Origin of the sequence: Pseudomonas sp. RAC1, assembly GCF_030658255.1 — a bacterium.
GTDB lineage: Bacteria > Pseudomonadota > Gammaproteobacteria > Pseudomonadales > Pseudomonadaceae > Aquipseudomonas > Aquipseudomonas boreofloridensis.
The window spans coordinates 505,849-527,455 of the sequence record NZ_JAUTXS020000038.1; the positions used below are offsets into that span (position 1 = coordinate 505,849).

The 21,607-nt window shown below is 64.1% G+C and carries 10 protein-coding genes; all 10 read left to right on the forward strand.

Annotated elements, in window-relative coordinates:
- Window positions 1–32 precede the first annotated feature (32 nt).
- The 10 genes from Q7C30_RS19625 (at window position 33) to Q7C30_RS19670 (ending at window position 21,186) form a co-directional block, all read left to right on the forward strand.
- Window positions 33–4,505, forward strand: coding sequence for an NEL-type E3 ubiquitin ligase domain-containing protein (locus tag Q7C30_RS19625; protein WP_317872459.1), 4,473 nt, complete (start codon window positions 33–35; stop codon window positions 4,503–4,505).
- A gap of 68 nt (window positions 4,506–4,573) precedes the next feature.
- Entirely contained in the window at window positions 4,574–5,602 is a 1,029-nt protein-coding gene (locus tag Q7C30_RS19630) for an AraC family transcriptional regulator (protein ID WP_317872460.1), read from the forward strand.
- 56 nt (window positions 5,603–5,658) lie between these two features.
- Window positions 5,659–10,194 carry an NEL-type E3 ubiquitin ligase domain-containing protein gene (locus tag Q7C30_RS19635; RefSeq protein ID WP_317872461.1) on the forward strand — a complete coding sequence of 1,512 codons (4,536 nt, stop codon included), beginning with the start codon at window positions 5,659–5,661 and terminating at the stop codon, window positions 10,192–10,194.
- 69 nt (window positions 10,195–10,263) lie between these two features.
- On the forward strand, window positions 10,264–14,775 hold the full coding sequence (locus tag Q7C30_RS19640; RefSeq protein WP_317872462.1) for an NEL-type E3 ubiquitin ligase domain-containing protein: 4,512 nt from the start codon (window positions 10,264–10,266) through the stop codon (window positions 14,773–14,775).
- Window positions 14,776–14,899: 124 nt separating this feature from the next.
- Window positions 14,900–16,546, forward strand: a complete 1,647-nt coding sequence (locus Q7C30_RS19645) for an AMP-binding protein (protein WP_317872463.1) — start codon at window positions 14,900–14,902, stop codon at window positions 16,544–16,546.
- Between the two features lie 12 nt (window positions 16,547–16,558).
- Entirely contained in the window at window positions 16,559–17,326 is a 768-nt protein-coding gene (locus tag Q7C30_RS19650; protein WP_317872464.1) for an SDR family NAD(P)-dependent oxidoreductase, read from the forward strand.
- A gap of 12 nt (window positions 17,327–17,338) precedes the next feature.
- Entirely contained in the window at window positions 17,339–18,532 is a 1,194-nt protein-coding gene (locus Q7C30_RS19655; RefSeq protein WP_317872465.1) for an acetyl-CoA C-acyltransferase, read from the forward strand.
- An 8-nt stretch (window positions 18,533–18,540) separates the two neighbouring features.
- Window positions 18,541–19,668, forward strand: coding sequence for an acyl-CoA dehydrogenase (locus tag Q7C30_RS19660; RefSeq protein ID WP_295482924.1), 1,128 nt, complete (start codon window positions 18,541–18,543; stop codon window positions 19,666–19,668).
- 13 nt (window positions 19,669–19,681) lie between these two features.
- Window positions 19,682–20,455, forward strand: coding sequence for an enoyl-CoA hydratase (locus Q7C30_RS19665; RefSeq protein WP_317872466.1), 774 nt, complete (start codon window positions 19,682–19,684; stop codon window positions 20,453–20,455).
- Window positions 20,456–20,781: 326 nt separating this feature from the next.
- Window positions 20,782–21,186: a TraR/DksA C4-type zinc finger protein gene (locus tag Q7C30_RS19670; protein ID WP_029612337.1), complete on the forward strand. Its 405-nt coding sequence runs from the start codon at window positions 20,782–20,784 to the stop codon at window positions 21,184–21,186.
- Window positions 21,187–21,607: the final 421 nt, after the last annotated feature.

Sequence of the window (21,607 nt, forward strand, 5' to 3'; positions counted from 1 at the left end):
GGTGGTGAGCGATCCCTCACCAGGAGCCTCACATGGCTAGCGCCGTCGCCTCACCCGATCACATCGACCGCTTCATTTCCGAACACATGCCCGACTGGCTGCATGCCGCGTCTGTCGAGCAGATTACCGCGTTGCGCACCCGCTTCGACGACCACCGTGTGATCGAGCATCGATTGCAGGCCCTGTTCAAGAGTCTGGCAGCCCCCGAACCCTTCGCGCGAGAACGGCTGAGCGCGGTTCTGGAGCACACGTTCAAGGTAAAGGTCGACCTGCGTCATGCGATCTGGCGGGAGCGCTGGGACAGCTACAGCATGATGGGCGCTGAAGCGCTACGCGACCACTACACCTACGACACGGCCATGAGCCACCTGATGCAGAACTTCCCTTCAGGGTCGAGCTTCGATGCCAAGAGCGGGCTGATTGAACTGCGCCGCGGCGCTTCGGCCGCCGCCGCGGCCGTGGTGGTGGACAGTGCTCAACTGGCGCAGGCGTGCCGTACCGCCGATGTCGGCGCGCAGTACCAAACGTACCTGCAGACCTTTTTCAATGCATCGGTTAGCCAGTTGCTGGCGCAGGATCAGCGCAAGCGTCTGGCCCTGGCGGTCGAGCTCGCAGGCCTGCAGCAGGGCATCACCGAAGCCGATGTCGTCAACCTCGAGCACACCTTGGGCGAGCAGGCAGCGCCGAACCCCAGGCAGCCGGCGGTGGCCATCAAGCACTTGTCCGTGCTGGGGCACGCGCTCTTGGGCGCGCTGATCCTCGAACTGTCCGATGCCGGATCGCAGCACATGGCCCGCCCCAGCGCCGGTCTGCTGCTCTACCTGCCCCACCATCCCCTGCAGCGCTTCGCCAATCTGGAAGACCTCAACGCCCATCTGGTGACCCTGTTCAGGGATCCTCGGCAGGCTCAGGCTCTGTTTGCCTTGATTGCGCTTGAGGCCAAAAGCCAGTGGCAATTGCTCCTGCGCAAACGCCTGAGCGATCCGGTCCCAGACTTGGAGGTGACCGGGCAGGTGGCCGGTGCTGAGCTGTTCGATGAACTCGCCAGGCTGCAGGTCACGCGGATCAAGGAGGACGCCCGCTATTTGCTGGTGCCCGTGGCCGACGTTGACAGCCACGTCAGATTGCACCGTCTGCAGACCTTGCAAGAGGTCGGGTTGAACCTGTTGCAACTGGCTGCCGTGTTCGTGCCCCAGTTGGGACAGCTCACGCTGGCTGCGACCGTGGTTCAGGTGTTGGAGGAACTCTACGAGTCCGTGCACGACTGGACGCGGGGGCACCAGCATGAAGCCCTCGAGCATATGCTCGGGGTGGCAGAGGTGGTCGCCGTGAACGCCCTGGGGGCCGCGGGTGGTGTGGCGGTGGCGCGTGGCTTCAAGCGCAGTGCGTTCGTCGACGAATTAGTTCCGGTGGAGCCGGCCTCGGAGACGGCCAGCTTGTGGTCGCAGGATCTTGCACCGTTTCGCGTGGCACGCAAGCCGCCGCACGCATCACGTGGTGCAGACGGGTTGTATCATGACGGCGATAAGCGCTGGTGGCTGTACGAGGGGCATTTTCATCCCGTGCGTCGTGATCCGCTGACCCGTCAATGGCGCCTCGAGCGCACGGATGGCCAGCCAGGGTTCGCGCCGGCGCTGCAATGGAACGGTGAGTACGGTTGGCGTCTGGCCTGGCAGCGCCCGCAGGAGTGGCACGGCGGCTTTGGCCTGTTGGAGCGCCTGTGGCCAGTGTCCTCGGAGCTGGACGCCGCGCGCATCGACTTGATCTTGAAGGTCGCCGATATCGAGCATGCCGAGCTGCGTCGGTTGGTGAGCGAGCAGCGGGCGTTGCCGGTACCGTTGCGCGATACGCTACAGCGTTTTGCGGCCGATACACGCATCGACAAGTTCTTCCTGGCCACTGGGCAAAAGCCGCAATTGCATGACAGTCAGTTGTTCGAGTATTGCCTGGAGCAATTGCCCGTCGAGCAGCGCGCTGCACCACTGTGCACGCAAGCCATTCTGGACCAGGCGCCTGCGCTTCGACAGAAACTCATGACGCACTTGAGCGAAAGCGCCTCGAAAGACGGCGCGGTGGCGATCATCCAACGGGACTTCCCCGGATTGCCCGATGCCTATGCCGCGGCCCTGCTCGAGCAGGCCAGCACCCAGCAGCAGCAGCGGCTGAGGGTCAAGGGTAGCCTGGACCTGGCCCTGGCCGAACGGGCCAGGCTGGCCTTGCAGCAGGCAAGGGTATGCCGCACCTTGCAGGGCCTCTACCTCAACAATGCCTATCATCCGGACCTGCCAGCGTTGGTGTTCGCGCTGTTGCGCCAAGCGCCTGCCTGGCCGCCGGAGATCAACTTCCAGGTGCGCGAGGGTTCGGCACAAGGCAGGCTCGTCGCCGAGCTTTACCCCCAACAGGAGGGCGTCATGCCCAAGGTGCTGGTCTGGCGTGACGGGCAGATGTGGGTTCATGAAAACGGCGTACCGGTGTACCCCATGCCCCCGCGGCCCAGGGGGCTCGTCGAAACGCTGTGGCATTTCCTGCCGGAAGGCGATCGCACGCGCCTGGCGTGCTCTGGCGAGCAAGGAGTCGCAGCCCTTCGCGCAGGACTGCAGCAGCGTCTACCCAGCGACCGCGCCACGCTCCACGAAATGATGGGCATCATGGTTTCAAAGCCCACCTTCCGTGCGCCGAAACGGTTGCCGGATCGGCGCTTCGGCTACTTGCTAAGCGGGCGGGGAGTCGGCAACCACTTGGCCGAGCGCACGTTGCAGGATCGCGTACGCAGCCTCTATCCAGGTTTCAGCGAGCGACAATTGGAGCTGTTCCTGCGAGTGCTGGACGAACAGCCTGGCTCGCCGTTCACGATTTTGCTGGATCTGGAGCGGGAGTTCTCCCGCTTGGAGCAGACATTGGATCGCTGGGTAGAACGCACCGAAAGCGTGGTCCGCCGCCCGCAGCGGCGCAGGGTGGCAGACGAGCTCAGGCGCTGCTGGCGCTTCCAGGGTCAGGCGGGTCGGCAGCAGGCCAATGGCGATCCTGGCATGGTCCTGGACCTCTCCGGCATCGCTGCGGGTGCGCTGCCAGACTTGAGCGGGCAGGACGGTTTCAGTCATGTCAGCGAAGTCAGTTTGGCGAACATGCAGTTGCGTGACATTCCCAGCGGCTTCCTGCAGGCGTTTCGCAGCCTGTTGACGCTTAATCTGGACAACAACTCGCTCGCTGCGCTCCCGCAAGCGCTCAGCTACACCCGCCATTTGCGGGAACTGACCTTGTCACGCAATGAGTTGCAGATGAACGATGCCAGCTTTGCACTGCTGACCGGCCTGCCGCGACTGCAAGTGCTGGACATGAGCGACAACCACTTTGGCAATTTCACCCTTGCGCTCGACCGTTTGCCGCGCCTGCGCCAATTGGGCTTGCGCGACGTCGGTCTGACCGAGGTGCCACGTTCGCTGGAGCGTGCCGTGTCGCTGGAGTCCGTGGATTTGCGCGACAACCAGATCAGCGACTTACCGCTCGCTCTGCGAACCCAGCGTCTGGATTGGCGGCGCAGGCTGTTCCTGGCGGGCAATCCGCTGCCGGAGGTCTACCGGGAGTTGTGGTTCGAGCCCAGCAGAACCTCCGACAGCGAGCTGAGCAGCGAAGGCGATGCCTTCCAGATCAGCCGCTGGATGGACCGTCTGGATACGACCCAGCGCGCCCTGCGCACCGCGCAATGGAATCGCCTGCTGGCCGAGGCGGGCAGTGGCGATTTCTTCACGCTCGTCTCGGAGCTGACCGAAACCAGCGACTTCAGCCTGGCTCGGGCTGATCTGGAGGCGCGGTTGTGGTCGATGTTCGACAGGCTCGAGCAAAATACCACCTTGCGCGAGCGCACCTTCGCCTTGGCCAGTGAGCCGCGCACCTGTGTCGACAGCGTCATCTCCAATTTCGGTTTGCTCGAGGTGAACATGCTCAGTGCCTCGGTGGAGGATGCCGCAGGCGCCGATACCGAAGCGCAGTTGTTGAGCCTGGCGCGTCGGTTCTTCCGCCTGGATCAAGTGGAAGCCTATGCGCTGCAGGACATGCACCAACGCGAGGCCCGAGGGACCGATGTCGATCAGGTCGAGGTCAGCCTGGCCTACCGCGTGGGGCTGGCGCGCGAACTGGACCTCCCTGGCCAAGCGCGTACGTTGCAGTTCGAGACCATCGCCGATGTCAGCCAGCAGGACCTGAGCGCTGCCCAAGCCGCAGTCCGTGAGGCCGAAGCCAGCGACCGCCTGGCGCTGGACATCAGTCAACGGAGCTTCTGGTTCGATCATCTGCAACGGCGCCACAGGAGTGCATTCGACCTGATCCGCGAACCTTTCGCCGAGCAGATGGAGACGCTCTACGCTGATCGCCAGAGCATGACCGACGCGCAGTACGATGCCCAGGCCAAAGCCATTGCCAAGGCCTGTGACAGCGCGGTCCAGGCCAAGGCCTTGGCCTTGACGCAGCAGGCACTGGCCAAGGAGGCGGGCGAGGGGGTCGATTGAGCGCAGGGAGGCTGGTGTTTTTCTTCGTTGCCTCTAAGATGGCTCGCACAGGGCGATCTGGGCAGGCGATGAGCGAGAAAGACAGCATTTCCATGCAACTGGTGCGCGAGGCGCTGGTCCAGTCCTGCCCACAGGACGCTCCCGTGGCCGCGTTGCTGACCCGGGCCGGAATCGATCCGCAACTGCTGCAAGTGGCCAGCGCGCGGGTACCTGCCCGGGCCTATGCGCGGCTCTGGCGTCTGCTGGCGCGCCGCTGCAATGACGAGTTCTTCGCCATGGACCGAAGGGGTCTACGCAGCGGCAGTCTGGCCTTCATGTGCCGGGCGAGCAGGGTGCAGCCGAGTGTCGGTGAAGGGCTGGAGACATTGCTCGAATTTCTGACGTTGATGCTCGACGACCTGCAGCCCACCCTGGTGCGCCAGCACAGTCTGGCTGAAATTGTCTTGGGCGAGCCACACGAGGAGCCGCGCCGGGCGTTCACCTATTTCACCTTCTGGATGATCGTCCACGGGGTGGCGTGCTGGCTGGCCGGGCGGCGCATCCCTATTCTGGCCATTGAGCTGCGCTGCGCTGAGCCGCCTTTCTGCGACGACTATCGCGTGATGTTCTCGGAGAACCTGCAGTTCGACCGGCCCTGTACGCGCATGATCATCGCCGCGGACTGTCTGGCCCTGCCGATCCGCCGCACTCCCCAGGAGTTGCAGCGTTTCCTGGCCCAGGCGCCGGCCAACATCCTGGTCAAGTACCGCGATCCCGACAGCCTGGCGCGGCGTATACGCAGCGACCTGCTGCGCCTGCCCCCCGACGCCTGGCCAGACGCCGACGGTCTGGCGTCCCAACTGTGCCTGTCGGTATCGACGTTACGCCGCCGTCTCGCCGAAGAGGGGCAGACGTACCAGGGGCTCAAGGACAGCGCACGACGAGAGTTGGCGATTGCCTGGCTGAGCGAGTCGCAGGTGGCGATGGCCGAGATCGCCGAGCGTCTCGGGTTTGCCGATGCCAGTTCTTTTTACAAAGCCTTTCGCAAATGGTTCGGTTGCAACCCCGGGCACTACCGCACGCTGGTGCAGACCCGCCAGGCAAGCGATTCCGACTGATTTGCGCGAGAGACGGGGGCGAAGGTGGCGAGACTCCCACACCTGGATTGCCCGCCATGCAGCACGATTCGGTCCACGACAACATTTCCCACGCCACTGACCCATTCATCCAGCAGATCTTGCCTGAGTGGCTGGCCAAGGCCAGCGCGCAGCAAGTGATGGATCTGCGCGATGCCTTCGCCGAGCATGGCAAGCATCGGCGTGCAGTGACCCATCAGCTCTCTGCACTCGAACCGCTGGATCGCTTCGCCAGGCAGCGATTGACTGATGCGCTGCATTATCGATTGCAGTTGACCGTCGACCTGGACAAGGTGTGGTGGCGCGAACAACGCCGGCGATTCACCGTCAAGCCGGACCAGCTCCCGTCGGATGAGCCCTATTTTGTCTCGGAGCCGGCCTTGCCCAGGCTCATGCAGAATTTTTCCAGTGGCGAGTCTTTCTATGAGGGAACAGCGCTGATCTACCCGGCCAGCGCCCAGGCCGCATTAGCCGAAGTCGTGCTGACCCAGGACAGCGCTGGCGTGGTGAGTGTGTGCCGCGACACCGATGTGGGGGCCGCTTACCAGGATCATCTGTCGACGGTATTCAACGCGCAGTTCATGCAAGACCTGGCGAACGACCTGCGCGCTTCTTTCGTGTTGGCCACACGGATTGCCGATGCTCGGCGGCAATTGCCGCAGGATGAGAAGCAACTGTTGCTCGACCTTGCGGCGGGCAGGCGCCCCCGGCATCGCGACGCCCGGTTCGTTCAATGCGCCGAGGTGCAAGTGCTCGGCGCCGCGCTGACGGGTGTGCTGGCGGTGGAGATGCGTGGGCGCATGGGGGGGGTGTACGCACTACCCATGTTGCCTCCGATCATTGGGGTTCTGCTGCTGATGCCCGAGGATGCCTTGCAACCGGTGCGGCATTTCATCGGTTGGCATGCAGTCAACGACTTTCTGCTCAGCCTGGCCAGGCAGCCTGAGACCTTGCAGGCGCTGTGCATGCATGTTTCTGTGTCGGCGCGGGCCGACTGGCTGGCCAGGTTGGAAAAGCGCCTGCTCGATCCGGAGCCCGACCTGGAACCGACCGTGGCTGCCCGCCAAGGTGCCTTGTTCGACGCCTTGGCGCGGGTGCGAGTATCGCGCATCCGCGACGATGCGCGAGCGCTGGCGGTCCCGACTGCTCAGGCGGATAGCGCCCACCGCGCTCGGCTGCAGCAGGCCCTGATTTCGGCAGGCTGGAGCGTGATGGGGCTGGCCGGACTATTCGTGCCGGCCATAGGCACCTTGCTATTGGCCGATCTGCTTCGCCAGACCTTGAGCCAGTTGTGCGAGGGCGTCGTGCACTGGACCCTTGGTCATCGCTACGAGGCGGTGGAGCACCTACTGGGCGTTGCCGAGACCGTGGCGGTCAACGCCGCGCTGGCGGCAGGTGCGACGCTGGTGGCGCGACAGTTTGTGCGCAGCGACTTTGTCGAGAGCTTGGAGCCTGTCACCAACTCGCGCGGTGAGCGTCGCCTGTGGCGTAATGACTTGACGCCCTATCAGGCGCCGCCAGCGCCGGCGGTATCGATCGCACTGGAAAACGGTTTGCACGGGGACGGCACACACCTGTGGTGGCGCACACGGGATGTGAGCTACAGGGTCTGGGCTGCGGGCAACAATGGGCCTTGGCGCCTGCTCGATGGCTCCGATGCGCAAGGCTTCGGCCCGGCGCTGGAGTCTAACGGCGAGCGTGCCTGGCGCTCGCAGTTCGAGCGTGCGCAGCAATGGTCGCAGACGACCTTGCTGGAGCGTCTGTGGCCAGCGGCAGAAGGCTTGAACGACGAGCAACAGCGCCAAGTGCTAGGCGTGGCAGGGATCGACGAGGTGCACTTGCGCGGCTTGATGGTCGAGGCTCGCCCAGTGCCAGTGCAACTGCGAGACACTCTTGAGCGGTTCGCTGTGCAGAACCGGATCGATGCCTTCTTTGCGCAGTTGGCCGAAGGAGATGCCGATCCAGCGCTGTGGCAGTTCTGCGTGGATCAGTTGGGCATTCAGGATGTATCCCAGAAGGCGCAGGCCGAAAGCCTGGCAGAGTCGGCGTACACCTTGCGTCCTCGCCTGCTTGAGCATTTCTCGCGGCGCTACCTGCGCACCGATTCCGTTCTGCACATACTGCAGCGTGATTTTCCAGGTCTGCCGGATGCCTATGCCCTGGCAGCACTCGAACGCGTGTCGATGAAAGACCGGGTCACCCTGCGCAGCAAGCAACGTGTCCCCCTGGGCGTGGCACAGCACGCCCGCCAGATGCTCCAACTGGCAAGGCTGACGCGCATGCGTGAGGGGCTGTTCCTGCCCGACAGTCATGGACTGGGCGCGGTGGAGTTGATCTTCGCATTGTTGAACCGCTACGCGGACTGGCCCGCTTCGGTCACCTTGGAGCTGCGCCAGGGCACCTTCGCCGGGCGCTTGCTCGGACGTCTGGCGGCCTTCGAATCGAGTACCACGACCCAGGTCATGGTCGCCGACCAGGGGATGATGCGCCTGTACGACAGTCAGGGGGCTGCATCGAGCCTGGTTGTCGCACAGCCGCTTGGACTGTTCGAAGCGCTGTATGCCTGTCTGCCGCAGGCTGATCGCACGCGTCTGGCATTGCCTGTCACGGACGGTGCTCAAGCCTTGCGTCAGCGGCTGCGCAGTTGGCTGCCCAGCTCGCGCGTCGCGCTTCTGGCGTTGATGAACATCCGTGATGTCGGTGAACCGGTCAGCCCTCTGCGGCGCCTGCCTGATGGTCGCGTAGGGTATCTGCTCAGCGGTCGCCAAGCTGGCACCGGAACCTCTCGCGACCTGCTGCGCCGGCGTATCGGCGCTTTGTATAGCGAGTTCGACGACCATCAGGTCGAGTCCCACTTGAATGCGATGATGGCGAATCCGGAAACTGCCTACGGCGCCATGCTGGCCCTGGAAGAGCAGTACAGCCAGCTAGAGCAGCGACTGGCGCTGTGGGTGGACCGTGCCAGAACTGTACTCAACGCCCAAGCGCGCCGACAGGTTGCCAGCCAGTTGCGCAGGGCCTGGCGATTGAACGGTGAGGTCATTCTCGATGTGCACGGCAGGTCCTATGGCGTGCGCCTGAATCTGAGTGGTCTGCCGCTGCGCAGCCTGCCGGATCTGGGTGCAGATATCGATTTCAGCCATGTGGGAGAGTTGGTCCTGACGAACCTGGGGCTGGAGAGCCTACCGCCCGACTTCTTGAACTGCTTCAGCGAACTGCGTTGGTTGAATGTCAGCAACAATGCCCTGCGCCAGATTCCCGAAGCCTTGGCGCGCCTGCCCAAGCTGCGAAATCTGCGCATGGGGGCCAATCAGATCATCCTCAACAATGTCGGCGTGAGCACCCTGCGTACGCTGACCAACCTGCGTGCGCTGGATCTGAGTTTCAATCCCTTGGGTGCTGTAAGCCTGCAGTTGCGACCGTTGGTGCGTTTGCGTCAACTCAACCTGCGCAGTGCCAATCTACCCGCCGTGCCGGTCGATCTGGACTGGTGCGGGCTGTTGGAAAACGTCGACCTGCGCGATAACCACATTCATTCGTTGCCCCAGTCAATTCTCGCGTCCTCCCAATCCTTCATCCAGGCCTTGCGTTTGGAGGGCAACCCTCTGCCTGCTGCGATCAGGCGCCGTGTCGGTATCGTAGAACCGCTACCCGCGCAGGCTGGGGAGCAAGCGCTGCTGGTGGACGGTGCCCGCGACCTGTGGCTGGAGTCGATCGAGGAGCCGCAACGCACCGTCCGCTGGGAACAGTGGCAAGCCCTACGGCAAGAGCCGCAGAGCGACGAGTTCTTCAAGCTGCTTGCCGACATGACTGTGACCAGTGATTTTCGCAAGATCCCAGCGGACCTGAGGCAACGGGTATGGACGCTGGTCGAAGCGGCTAGCGAGAACACCACCTTGCGCAACGAGGTGTTTTCCCTGGTGGCCGATGAGCGTACGTGCGTGGACAGTGTCGCGTCCTGTTTCAGTGCTCTGGAAGTGCGCTTGTTCATCGCTCAGGAGGTGGGCAGCGTACGTGACCCGGTCATGGCGCGCGTGGCGTTGCTGCGTCTGGCGCGTCGGCTGTTTCGTCTGGAGCAGGTACAGAAAGCAGCGCTGGCCGACATCACTCAACGCCGGACACGTGGCCAGATGGTCGACGAGGTGGAGGTGATGCTGGCGTATCGCGTGGGGCTCGCGGCGCAACTCGAGTTGCCGGGACAACCACGCACCATGCAGTTCTCGGCTTTGGCCGAAGTGAGCGAAGACCAGTTGCGTCAAGTGGCCGCCGCAGTGCGCGCGGCCGAGGCTGGCGAGGAGCTGGCTCAGTCCATCAGTAAGCAGGACTTCTGGATCGACAATCTGGAATCCGAGCATGCCGCTGCGTTCAACGCGGTGCGAGCGCCATTCTGGGAGCGCTTGGAGAAGCTGCACGTCACGCATTCGACGCGTGATGCGGTCTATCTGAGTCAAGTCGAGACCGTGGCGCACGAGCAGCGCGAAGCGATCGCCGCGTTGCGCTTGCGTCTGACCCGCGAAGCGTTGGGCGAGGTGAATGCAGGAGGAGGGCAAGCCTCATTGAGCACCGATGTGTGACAGGTCTTCCCACTGCGGATGACGCTCGCCTCCCGGCACACTGAGTGTTTACCGCTCGAGGAACGTGCCATGTCACAATCACACGCTGCAAGTCCAGACGACGCTGCCCGCCTGCAGGCGGCCACCGATGCGTTCATCGGTGACGCCCTGCCTGCTTGGTTGCGCCAGGCATCTGCGGCCCAGATCAACCGGCTGCGGGATCGTTTCGCGCAGCATCAGGCCAGCCAACGGCGCGTGCGCGCCGCCACGCTGGACCTGATTCCCCTGCAAGCCTTCGCGCAGCAGCGGCTGAGTACGCTGCTGCGCGATGGCGCGTCGTCGCAGGTGAAGCTCGAAGACCTGCAATGGCTGGAGGTCCGTCGCGAGTTTGGTCGACTGCCCGGCGTGCACTGGCCGTTCTACCGGCCTGTGACTGTTCGTGAGCCGGGGTTGCTGCGCCTGATGCAGAATTTCAGTGAGAGCGATGAGCTCTTGGCCGGTAGCGGGCTGGTGACGGCCGGCAGCGACACGCTGTTGTCCGATACACCCAGTGCGCTGGCCAAGGCCTGTCGAGCGCTGGACGTCGGTTCACAGTATCAGCGTCAATTGCAGCAGGTTTTCGATGCTGCTACCTGTGCCAGCCTGGCTGACGACAAGCGTGCCGGATTGAGCTTGGCGGCAGAGATCGCAGCGCTCAAAGGTCAATTGAGCGCTTACGAGCAGATCGCGCTGGACGAGGTCGCGCGTGGGCACCGCGACGCTAACGAGCAGGGCTTGCGCGGTTATCCCGGACTGTTGAACCTCCTTGGTTGCACCACCAGCGGCGCCATGGTCATCCTGCTGCGCGACAGCGAGGGTCAAGCCCAAGCGCTGGTTCTGTATCTGCCCAGTGATCCGGATCGGGCCATCGAGCGCTTCGCCGATTGGCACACACTGGCCTCGACCTTGGTGGAACGCCTGCGCGATCCGGCCTACCGCGAACGTTTCAGCCGCCTGATCGCCTTGCGCGAACGGCCAGCATTTCTCCGGTTGTTGGCGACCCGATTGAGTGATCCGCGTCCGGACCTGGCGCTGGAAGGCGTCACTCCTGAGGGGGATGTGTTCGTGCAGTGGGTGCAACGACAAGTGCAGTGCATCCACGATGATGCACGCCTGCTGCTGGTGCCGACCGCCGATGCAGACCGTGCTGGCCGAATCCAGCGCTTGCAAGCCTGGGCGTCGGCCGGGCTGGGGTTGGTCAATCTGGCCGGTCTGTTCATTCCCGGTGTCGGCGAGTTGCTGCTGGGACTGCTCGCGGTGCAGACCCTGTCGCAGGTTTACGAGGGGGCCCGGGATTGGCTGCAGGATCACCAGCATGAAGCCTTGGAACATATGTTGGGTGTTGCCGAAACACTGGCGGTCGCGGCCGTGGTCACCACTGGGGCGACCGTGGTCGCACGCGGCTTTCAGCGTAGCGCCTTCGTCGACAGTCTGGAGCCGGTGAGCTTGGACAGCGACCGGCATCGTCTATGGTGTACCGACCTGTCACCTTATCGATCCCGCGCCGATGGCGCCGAATTGCTCGCTGACGGCTCCTATGGACGAGAGGGGCGGCGCTGGATCTACGACGCCACCGACTGCTTCGAGATCCACCGTCCCGACCCGCAGGGTCCATGGCGTCTGCTTCATCCGCAGCGGCCTGACGCGTTCGGGCCGGTGGTCGATTTCAATGGCGAGCGCTGCTGGCGACTGCGTCGAGCACGCCCGTTGGAGTGGGGCGACGAAGCGCGCATGCTTGCGACGCTGTGGCCATCGACCACGGCCCGCAGTGCCGAGGACGCCAGAGCGATCATCCAGGCCGCCAGGGTTGATGCCGACGAACTGCGTGGCCTGTTGGTCGGCAATCGCAGGCTGCCGGTCAATCTGCACGATACCCTGCGCCGCTTCGACGCCGATGCGCGTACCCAGCGATTTTTCGCCAGCCTGCAGGAAGGCAGCGACGCTGTGGAAGGTGATGAGGTGATTCAGCGCTGGTGTCTGGCCCAGCCGTCACTGGCAGGTCTGGACGCCGACGGATTGCGCCAGGCGCTTGTGCAACAGCAGACTGCACTGCGCAAGGCGCTGTTCGATCACCTCAGTGAGGTTGTGCTGCCCGCTGACGACGCGCTGCTGGGACAGGTGCGCCGTGATTTTCCGGGCTTGCCGCCAGCCTATGCTGCGCAGGCAGTGGCGCAGGCCAGCGCCACCCAACGGCTGCTGGCAAGCAGCGAGCAGCGGGTGCCGTTGGCTATTGCAGAGGGTGCCCGCTCCTTGTTGCGCCTGGCCAGGCTCAGTCGTGCTGTACAAGGTTTACTCCTGGTCAACGCCACGTGCGCGGAGACGGGCGAGTTGGTCATTGCGCTGTTGCGTCGAGTGCCTAACTGGCCTTCCTCGATCAATCTGCTGCTGCGCGATGGCAATGGCCGGCAATTGGCGATTTTGAATCCGGCGGGCAGTGTCCAGGCGTGTACGGAGCTCATGATACGGGAGGGACGCGTGTCGCTGCACGATGCCCAGGGACGTGCGCTCGAGAGGGAGGTGGAGGAGCCCGCAGGCTTCTGCGAGGCGATCAGCGCGCTGTTGTCGCCTGCGCAACTGCAATCGCTGACCACTGTCCCTGGTACAGCGACCGAACGCCTGCGTCAGGTGTTGATCGGTCAACTGCCAGCTTCCGATACGCAACTGATCCGCCTGTTGGGCTGGCCGACCCAGGCGCGTTGGATCAATCCAGGACAGCGGTTACCCGACGGTCGAGTGGGCTACCTGCTCAGCGGCCGCCATCCGGGCGGTTCGCGCGGCGCTGCACCGGCGCTCAGCAACTCGATCCGCGCGCTCTATCCGAGTTTCGATGACGCCCAGGTGGCCCGCCATTTGCGCCGCTTGCTGTTGTCGTCGTCCTCGCCGATGAGTGCGTTGCTGCAGGCGCAGGAGGCCTATCAGGATCTCGATACGGCCCTCAATCGCTGGCAGGGCGCTGAGCTCAACGAATCGAGAAGCGTGCTGCGGGGCAGGTTGGCCGATCGGCTGCGCCGGGTCTGGCGCATGGAGGATAATGCCATCTCCCTGACCTCCGAGATGCCGGCCAGCGTGCGTCTGGATTTCAGTGGCCTGGCGCTGCGAACCCTGCCCGCGTTTCCCAGTACCGTGTCGTTCGAGCCGGTGACCGAACTGGTCTTGACGGACATGCAGATCAACGCTGTTGTACCCCAGTTCCTGCAAGCCTTCCCGCGTCTGCGGCGACTGACCCTCAATCGCAACCAACTGCTGGCGATACCTTCTGGGATAGGCTATCTCGTGGAGCTGCAGACATTGCGCCTGGCGCACAACCAGGTGCGCATGAATGCCCAGGGTCTGGCGGTGCTCAGCGGTCTGCCGAACCTTGAGGTGCTGGACTTGAGTGACAACCCCGTGGGATTCGTCCAGTTGCGCTTCAATCAGCTTTCCCACCTGCGCGAGCTTTCCCTGCGCCATTGCAATATGACCACTTGGCCTTTCGGCTTGCAGTTGTGCGGGGCGCTGCAGCGGGTCGATCTACGCGACAACCAACTGATGTCGCTGCCCGACGACATCATGATGATGCCGTTGTCCTATCGCAGAGCGTTTCTGCTCGAGCGTAACCCCATGCCTAGCCGCGAGCTCGTCAGGCTATATAGTGTGCAGGACTACGACCGCCTGCACGACATCGGTGAGGGTGATTCAGTACCTGAACCCCAGGAGGGTGCAGGTCACTGGCTGGTGCATCTTGAGCCCGAGCAGCGCCTGACGCTGCAGGCGCAATGGGATACGCTGCGAGCGCTGCCGGGCAGTGAGAGTTTCTTCGCGCTGCTGGACGAGTTGCACTCCACGGCCGATTTCGTCGCGCATCACGCCTACCTCGCCGGCAGGGTGACGTGGATGGTCGGCGTGCTGGCGGAGGATGCGCCGTTACGTGAGACGGTCTTCGAGCGAGTCTCGGACAGTCCGACCTGCGCGGATGGTCTGGCCGAACGGTTCAGTGAGCTGATGCTACAGGTGGAAGTGGCCAGGGCTAACCGTTACGGTGCGGCGCAGGAACGAGGTGCTCGGCTGATCCACCTGGGGCGGCAGTTGTACCGCTTGGGGCAAGTGGACCGTATCGCCCGCCAGGTGATCGCCGGCCGGCGCCAGACGGGCCGCGATGTCGATGACCTCGAAGTGATCCTGTTCTATCGGATACAGCTTGCCGAGTCCCTGGATTTGCCATTGCAGCCGCGTTCGATGCGTTACGAGAGCGTGGCTGACGTCAGCCCGTCGCAACTGGATGAGGCGTTGAAGACCGTGCTCGCTGCCGAGACTGAGCAAGCGCTCGTCGAGTATCTGGTGCAGCAGGAGTTCTGGCGAACGTACCTGCAGGAGCGACATGACCGGGTATTCGCTTCGGTCACCCAGGACTTCGCTGCCCGGGGCGAGGCCATCGATGAAGCGAGCGAGCAACTGTCCAGCCAGGAATACACCGCGCGTTGGGATGCGCTGAAGAGCGAGCGGGAGGCCACCCTCGATGCGCTGGTCATGGAGTTGACCCTTGAAGCACTGGTCGGTGTTGCGCCCAGGCACAGCGTGAGCTGAACGCGAGCACGGCCATAACGTTCAACCACATTGACAGCTTTGGCCATTGTCGGCCCTGGCTGGCAGCGCCAACATCGTCGGACCCCATGTCTCTTGCTCCCATAACAACAACAGGAGTCCGACGATGCGTGACCATGCCGAAGCCGTGCGCGCCTTCGACTATGCCCAAACGGCCGAGGAGGCCTTGCACGGCACCCTCCAGCGTCTCAATGCCTGTCTCGAATGCTGTGATCGACACGTCGGTGCCGACCGGATCGCGCTGATTTGCGAGGACCGCGACGGCACTACCCGTCGCTACAGTTTCGAACAGTTGCAGGTGCAGTCGCAGCGTTTTGCCACGGTGCTCAAGGATCGCGGGGTCGGCGCCGGCGACCGTGTCGCCGGGCTGATGCCGCGCACGGTCGAGTTGCTGGTGACCATCCTGGCCACCTGGCGCCTGGGGGCGGTCTATCAACCGCTGTTCACGGCCTTCGGGCCCAAGGCCATCGAGCACCGCCTGGAGCAGTCTCATGCCCGTGTGGTGGTGACCGATCGGCACAACCGCCCCAAGCTCGACGGACTGTCGTGCGAGCCGGCAATCATCACCGTGGGCGCTGCGGCGGGCGAGCCCGACTTCGCCCAATTGCGCGACGCCGCCGAGCCCCTGCGCGAGGCGGTGATGCGCAGCGGCGATGATCCCTTCCTGCTGATGTTCACCTCCGGTACTACCGGCCCTGCCAAGCCGCTGGAGGTGCCGCTGCGCGCCATCGTGGCGTTCCAGGGCTACATGCGCGAGGCCATCGACCTGCGCCCGGAGGACAACTTCTGGAACCTGGCCGATCCTGGCTGGGCCTATGGACTCTACTACGCGGTTACCGGCCCGCTGGCCCTGGGGCATGCCACCACGTTCTACGATGGTCCATTCAGCGTCGAGAGCTGCGCGCGGGTAATCGACAAGCTGGGCATCAGCAACCTGGCCGGGTCGCCCACGGCTTATCGCCTGCTGATCGCGGCTGGCAGCGCCTTTTCGGCGCCGATCAAAGGGCGTTTGCGCGTGGTCAGCAGTGCTGGCGAACCGCTCAATCCCGAGGTGATCCGCTGGTTCGCCGACGAACTGGGCGTGACCATCCATGACCACTACGGGCAGACCGAGCTGGGCATGGTGTTGTGCAACCACCACGGTCTGGCCCACCCGGTCCACATGGGATCGGCCGGCTACGCCGTGCCGGGGCATCGCATCGTGGTGCTGGACGAGGCCTGCAACGAGTTGGCGGCGGGCCAACCCGGCGTGCTGGCGGTGGACCGCGAGCAATCGCCGCTGTGCTGGTTCGACGGCTATCACGGGGTGCCGACCAAAGCCTTCGTCGGCAAGTACTACTTGTCCGGCGACACCGTCGAGCTCAACCCCGACGGCAGCATCAGCTTCGTCGGGCGCAACGACGATGTGATCACCACCTCCGGCTATCGCGTCGGCCCGTTCGATGTGGAAAGCGCGCTGATCGAGCACCCGGCGGTGGTCGAGGCCGCCGTGATCGGTAAGCCCGATCCTGAGCGCACCGAGCTGATCAAGGCATTCGTGGTGTTGAGCGCGGGCCATGGCCCGAGCCCGGAACTCGAGGAAACCCTGCGTCAGCATGTGCGTCAGCGGCTTTACGCCCACGCCTACCCACGCGAAATCGAATTCGTCGCAGAGCTGCCCAAGACCCCCAGCGGCAAGCTGCAACGCTTCATCCTGCGCAACCAGGAAATCGCCAAGCAACAGGCTGCGCAGACCCCCGCTGCCAGCGCCTGAAGGAAGCTATCCATGAACCTCAAGAACTCCCATTTCATCGTCACCGGCGCCGCTTCGGGCCTGGGTGCGGCCACCGCGCAATCGCTGGTGGAGGCAGGCGCCCGCGTGATGCTGGTCGATCTCAATGCCCAGGCGGTCGAGGCCAAGGCGCGCGAACTGGGTGACAATGCCCGTTTCGCGGTGGCCGACATCAGTGACGAGCAGGCGGCGCAGGCCGCCGTAGCGGCAGCAGTGAACGCGTTCGGTAGCCTGCAAGGGCTGGTCAACTGCGCCGGTATCGTCGGCGCCGAGAAGGTCTTGGGCAAGGAGGGGCCGCATGCCCTGGCCAGCTTCGCCAAGGTGGTCAGCGTCAACCTCATCGGCAGCTTCAACATGCTGCGCCTGGCCGCTGCGGCCATCAGTGAAAGCCCTGCCGATGACGGCGGCGAGCGTGGCGTCATCATCAACACGGCGTCCGTGGCCGCCTATGATGGCCAGATCGGCCAGGCAGCCTATGCCGCCTCGAAGGGGGCGGTGGCCAGCCTGACCTTGCCCGCAGCGCGCGAGCTGGCGCGCTTCGGCATCCGCGTGATGACCATTGCCCCGGGCATCTTCGAAACACCGATGATGGCCGGCATGACCCAGCCGGTCCGCGACTCGCTGGCCGCTGGCGTGCCATTCCCGCCACGCCTGGGGCGGCCAGATGAGTACGCTGCGCTGGTCCGACACATCATTGAGAACAGCATGCTCAACGGCGAGGTGATTCGCCTCGACGGCGCGCTGCGCATGGCTGCCAGATAAGGAGAACGCTACATGGCCCTCGCCAACGATCCCATCGTCATCGTCAGTGCCGTGCGTACGCCCATGGGCGGGCTGCAGGGCGATCTGAAGAGCCTCACGGCGCCGCAATTGGGCAGTGCCGCGATCCGCGCCGCCGTGGAGCGCGCCGGCCTGCAACCCGACAGTGTCGAGCAGGTGCTGTTCGGCTGCGTGCTGCCCGCCGGGCTCGGCCAGGCACCGGCGCGACAGGCTGCCCTGGGCGCCGGTCTGGACAAGCACACCACCTGCACCACCTTGAACAAGATGTGTGGCTCTGGCATGCAGGCGGCCATTTTGGCCCATGACCTGTTGTCGGCCGGCAGTGCCGAGGTGGTGGTGGCCGGTGGCATGGAAAGCATGAGCAATGCGCCGTATCTGCTGGACAAGGCGCGGGCCGGTTACCGCATGGGGCATGGCCGGATCCTCGACCACATGTTTCTCGATGGTCTGGAGGACGCCTACGACAAGGGCCGTTTGATGGGCACCTTCGCCGAGGACTGCGCCCAGGCCAACGGCTTCGATCGCCAGGCGCAGGATGCCTTCGCCATCGACTCGCTGACCCGTGCACAAGCGGCGATCGACCACGGCCGTTTCGCTGATGAGATCGTTGCGGTGGAGGTGACCGACGGCAAACAGAAACGTCTGGTGGAGCACGACGAGCAGCCGCCCAAGGCACGTCTGGACAAGATCGCTCAGCTCAAGCCAGCCTTTCGCGACGGCGGTACGGTCACGGCGGCGAACTCCAGTTCCATTTCCGACGGCGCAGCGGCGCTGGTGATGATGCGTCGCAGCGAGGCCGAGAAACGGGGCCTGCAACCGCTGGCAGTGGTCCACGGGCATGCGGCGTTTGCCGACAGTCCGGCGCTGTTTCCCACCGCGCCGATCGGGGCCATCGAGCGGCTGGTCGAACGCACCGGCTGGCGCCTGGCCGAAGTGGACCTGTTCGAGATCAACGAAGCCTTTGCCGTGGTGACGCTCGCGGCCATGAAGCATCTGGACCTGCCCCGCGACAAGGTCAATATCCATGGCGGCGCCTGTGCCCTGGGTCACCCCATCGGCGCGTCGGGCGCGCGCATTCTGGTGACCTTGCTCTGGGCGTTGCGCCAGAACAACCTGCGCCGCGGCATCGCGGCCATCTGCATCGGCGGCGGCGAAGCCACGGCGATGGCGGTCGAATGCCTGTACTGAGGTGAACCATGCTGGTAACTGACGAGCAACAACAGATCGCCGACGCGGTGAAGGACTTCGCTCAGGAGCGGCTCAAGCCGTTCGCTGAACAATGGGACAAGGCGCATCGCTTCCCGCGCGAGGCCATCGAGGAAATGGCCGGGCTGGGCCTGTTCGGCATGCTGGTGCCGGAGCAGTGGGGGGGAAGCGACACCGGTTATGTCGCTTATGCCCTGGCGCTGGAGGAGATCGCCGCCGGCGACGGCGCCTGTTCGACCATCATGAGCGTGCACAACTCGGTGGGATGCGTACCAATCCTGCGCTTCGGCACCGATGAGCAGAGAGCGCAATTCCTTGTCCCGCTGGCCAGCGGCAGCATGCTTGGGGCTTTCGCCCTGACCGAGCCGCAGGCGGGCTCCGACGCCAGCAGCCTGAAAACCCGTGCCCGCCGCGACGGCGATCATTATGTATTGAGCGGCAGCAAGCAGTTCATCACCTCGGGCCAGAACGCCGGGGTGGTGATCGTGTTCGCCGTCACCGACCCCGAGGCCGGCAAGCGCGGTATCAGCGCCTTCATCGTGCCCACTGACGCGCCGGGTTATCAGGTGGCGCGGGTCGAGGACAAGCTCGGCCAGCACGCCTCGGACACCTGTCAGATCGTTTTCGATAATGTGAAGGTGCCAGTGGCCAATCGCCTGGGCGAGGAGGGTGAGGGCTATCGCATCGCGTTGGCCAACCTGGAGGGCGGACGCATCGGCATCGCCGCACAGGCCGTAGGCATGGCCCGCGCCGCGTTCGAGGTGGCCCGTGACTATGCACGCGAACGGCACAGTTTCGGTAAGCCGCTGCTCGAACACCAGGCCGTGGCTTTCCGCCTGGCCGACATGGCCACGCGCATCGCCGTGGCCCGGCAGATGGTGCTGCATGCCGCCGCCATGCGCGATGCCGGGCGCCCCGCATTGGTCGAGGCGTCGATGGCCAAGCTGTTCGCTTCGGAAATGGCTGAGAAGGTCTGCTCCGACGCCTTGCAGACGCTCGGTGGATATGGCTATCTGAAAGACTTCCCGCTGGAGCGTATCTACCGCGACGTGCGGGTGTGCCAGATCTACGAAGGCACCAGTGACATTCAGCGCATGGTCATTGCGCGCAACCTTTGAAGGAGCAGCTTGCATGGCATTCGAAACAATCCTGCTGGACATCCACGGCAAAGTCGGGCTGATCACGCTCAATCGTCCCCAGGCGCTCAATGCCCTGAACGCGCAGATCGTCGCCGAGGTCAACCAGGCCTTGGACCAGCTCGAGCACGATCCGAACATCGGCTGTGTGGTGATTACCGGCTCGGCCAAGGCGTTCGCTGCCGGCGCCGACATCAAGGAGATGGCCGAGCTGAGCTACCCGCAGATCTACGTCGACGACCTGTTCAGCGATGCCGACCGCATTGCCAACCGACGCAAGCCGATCATCGCGGCAGTCTCTGGCTTCGCCCTGGGCGGCGGTTGCGAGTTGGCCATGATGTGCGACTTCATCCTGGCAGCGGACACTGCCAAGTTCGGTCAGCCGGAAGTCAACCTGGGTGTGCTGCCCGGCATGGGCGGTACCCAGCGTCTGACCCGCGCGGTGGGCAAGGCCAAGGCCATGGAGCTGTGCCTGACCGGTCGCCTGATGGGCGCCGAGGAGGCCGAACGGGCAGGGCTGGTGGCACGTGTGGTGCCCCAGGCCGAGCTGTTGGAAGAAGCGCTCAAGGTCGCGGCAAGCATCGCCAGCAAGTCGATTCCGATGAGCATGATGGTCAAGGAAAGCGTCAACCGCGCCTTCGAGGTCACCTTGAGCGAGGGCGTGCGCTTCGAGCGTCGGGTGTTCCACGCGGCCTTTGCCACCGAAGACCAGAAGGAGGGCATGGCCGCGTTCATTGCCAAGCGCGAGGCGCAGTTCAAGGACCGCTGAACACATTGGGCGCGTGGCGGGCGACGGCGGTGCGCCCGCCCGCGTCGCATGGCCGACTGGTCGGGGCTGTCGAGTTGCTGCATAGTACGCCCGTGGCCAGCGCGCCTTGCCCTGTCCGGCAGTGGCCGATCGACAGCCCGGCCGGCGGATTCCTTGCCGTTTCAGGCAAATTCCCCACGCTGGCTGTTGCCCCCCGGGGCTTGGCACCTTAGACTGCCGCCCCCTGCAAAAGAGTGCCGGTTGGCGCTTGAAGAATTCCGTCATCGGCGTGCCATCGCCGGTGGTACCCGAATCGCCCAAATGCACATTTTTTCATAGAGAATTCGATGACCAAGGAACAGTTGCTGGCCATGTCGGCCGATGACTACATGAATGCCGATCAGCTCGCGTACTTCACCGCGATGTTGCAAGCGATGAAAGTCGAGACCCACGAGCGTATCGAGCTGAGCCGCGCGACCATCGAAAGCCTGGATACGCCATCCGATCCCGCCGACGTCGCCTCGGTCGAGGAAGAGCGTCACTGGTTGGTCAATGCCATCGAGCGCGATCAGCGCCTGCTGCCGCAGTTGGAGATGGCCCTGGGTCGCATCGCCGACGAAAGCTTCGGTTGGTGCGATGACAGTGGCGAGCCGATTGGTCTGCAGCGCCTGTTGATCAGTCCAACCACCAAGTACTGCATCGAAGCCCAGGAACGCCACGAGCAGTTGGATCGCCACCAGCGGCAGATCTGATCGAGGCGTTCAGCAACAAGGCCCTGCAGCTTACGCGCAGGGCCTTTTGCATTTTCAGCCGTTTGCCGCCGCGCGCAGTGCAGGCTTCACGCTGCACAGCCGTCCAACAGACGGGCCAGTGCACAGGCTTCCAGGTGGCTGCGGCGGAAACCTTTGACCCTGCCGGTAGTACGGTCTGTGACGTGAAAGAACTGTATTCCGGCCGGGACAACGACGAACCGCAGGGTATTCGTCAGTTGCTGCATGTAAGAAATACTCGAGACCTCTCGACGGATTTCGGTGTTTTCGTGCATATTCCTTCCCCTGTAAATGCGCGGATACGTTGCAGGGCCCGATCTGCCGAGGGCCTGACGCTATCTATTGCATCTTTTCCAGCGGCGTTGTTGTCAGACGGTGCTGGTTCCCCTGTGGGACCGGCATG

Coding starts and splice junctions, on each gene's coding strand:
- Q7C30_RS19625 (WP_317872459.1), top strand. CDS start 33: ATGGCTAGCGCCGTCGCCTCACCCGATCACATCGACCGCTTCATTTCC.
- Q7C30_RS19630 (WP_317872460.1), top strand. CDS start 4,574: ATGAGCGAGAAAGACAGCATTTCCATGCAACTGGTGCGCGAGGCGCTG.
- Q7C30_RS19635 (WP_317872461.1), top strand. CDS start 5,659: ATGCAGCACGATTCGGTCCACGACAACATTTCCCACGCCACTGACCCA.
- Q7C30_RS19640 (WP_317872462.1), top strand. CDS start 10,264: ATGTCACAATCACACGCTGCAAGTCCAGACGACGCTGCCCGCCTGCAG.
- Q7C30_RS19645 (WP_317872463.1), top strand. CDS start 14,900: ATGCGTGACCATGCCGAAGCCGTGCGCGCCTTCGACTATGCCCAAACG.
- Q7C30_RS19650 (WP_317872464.1), top strand. CDS start 16,559: ATGAACCTCAAGAACTCCCATTTCATCGTCACCGGCGCCGCTTCGGGC.
- Q7C30_RS19655 (WP_317872465.1), top strand. CDS start 17,339: ATGGCCCTCGCCAACGATCCCATCGTCATCGTCAGTGCCGTGCGTACG.
- Q7C30_RS19660 (WP_295482924.1), top strand. CDS start 18,541: ATGCTGGTAACTGACGAGCAACAACAGATCGCCGACGCGGTGAAGGAC.
- Q7C30_RS19665 (WP_317872466.1), top strand. CDS start 19,682: ATGGCATTCGAAACAATCCTGCTGGACATCCACGGCAAAGTCGGGCTG.
- Q7C30_RS19670 (WP_029612337.1), top strand. CDS start 20,782: ATGACCAAGGAACAGTTGCTGGCCATGTCGGCCGATGACTACATGAAT.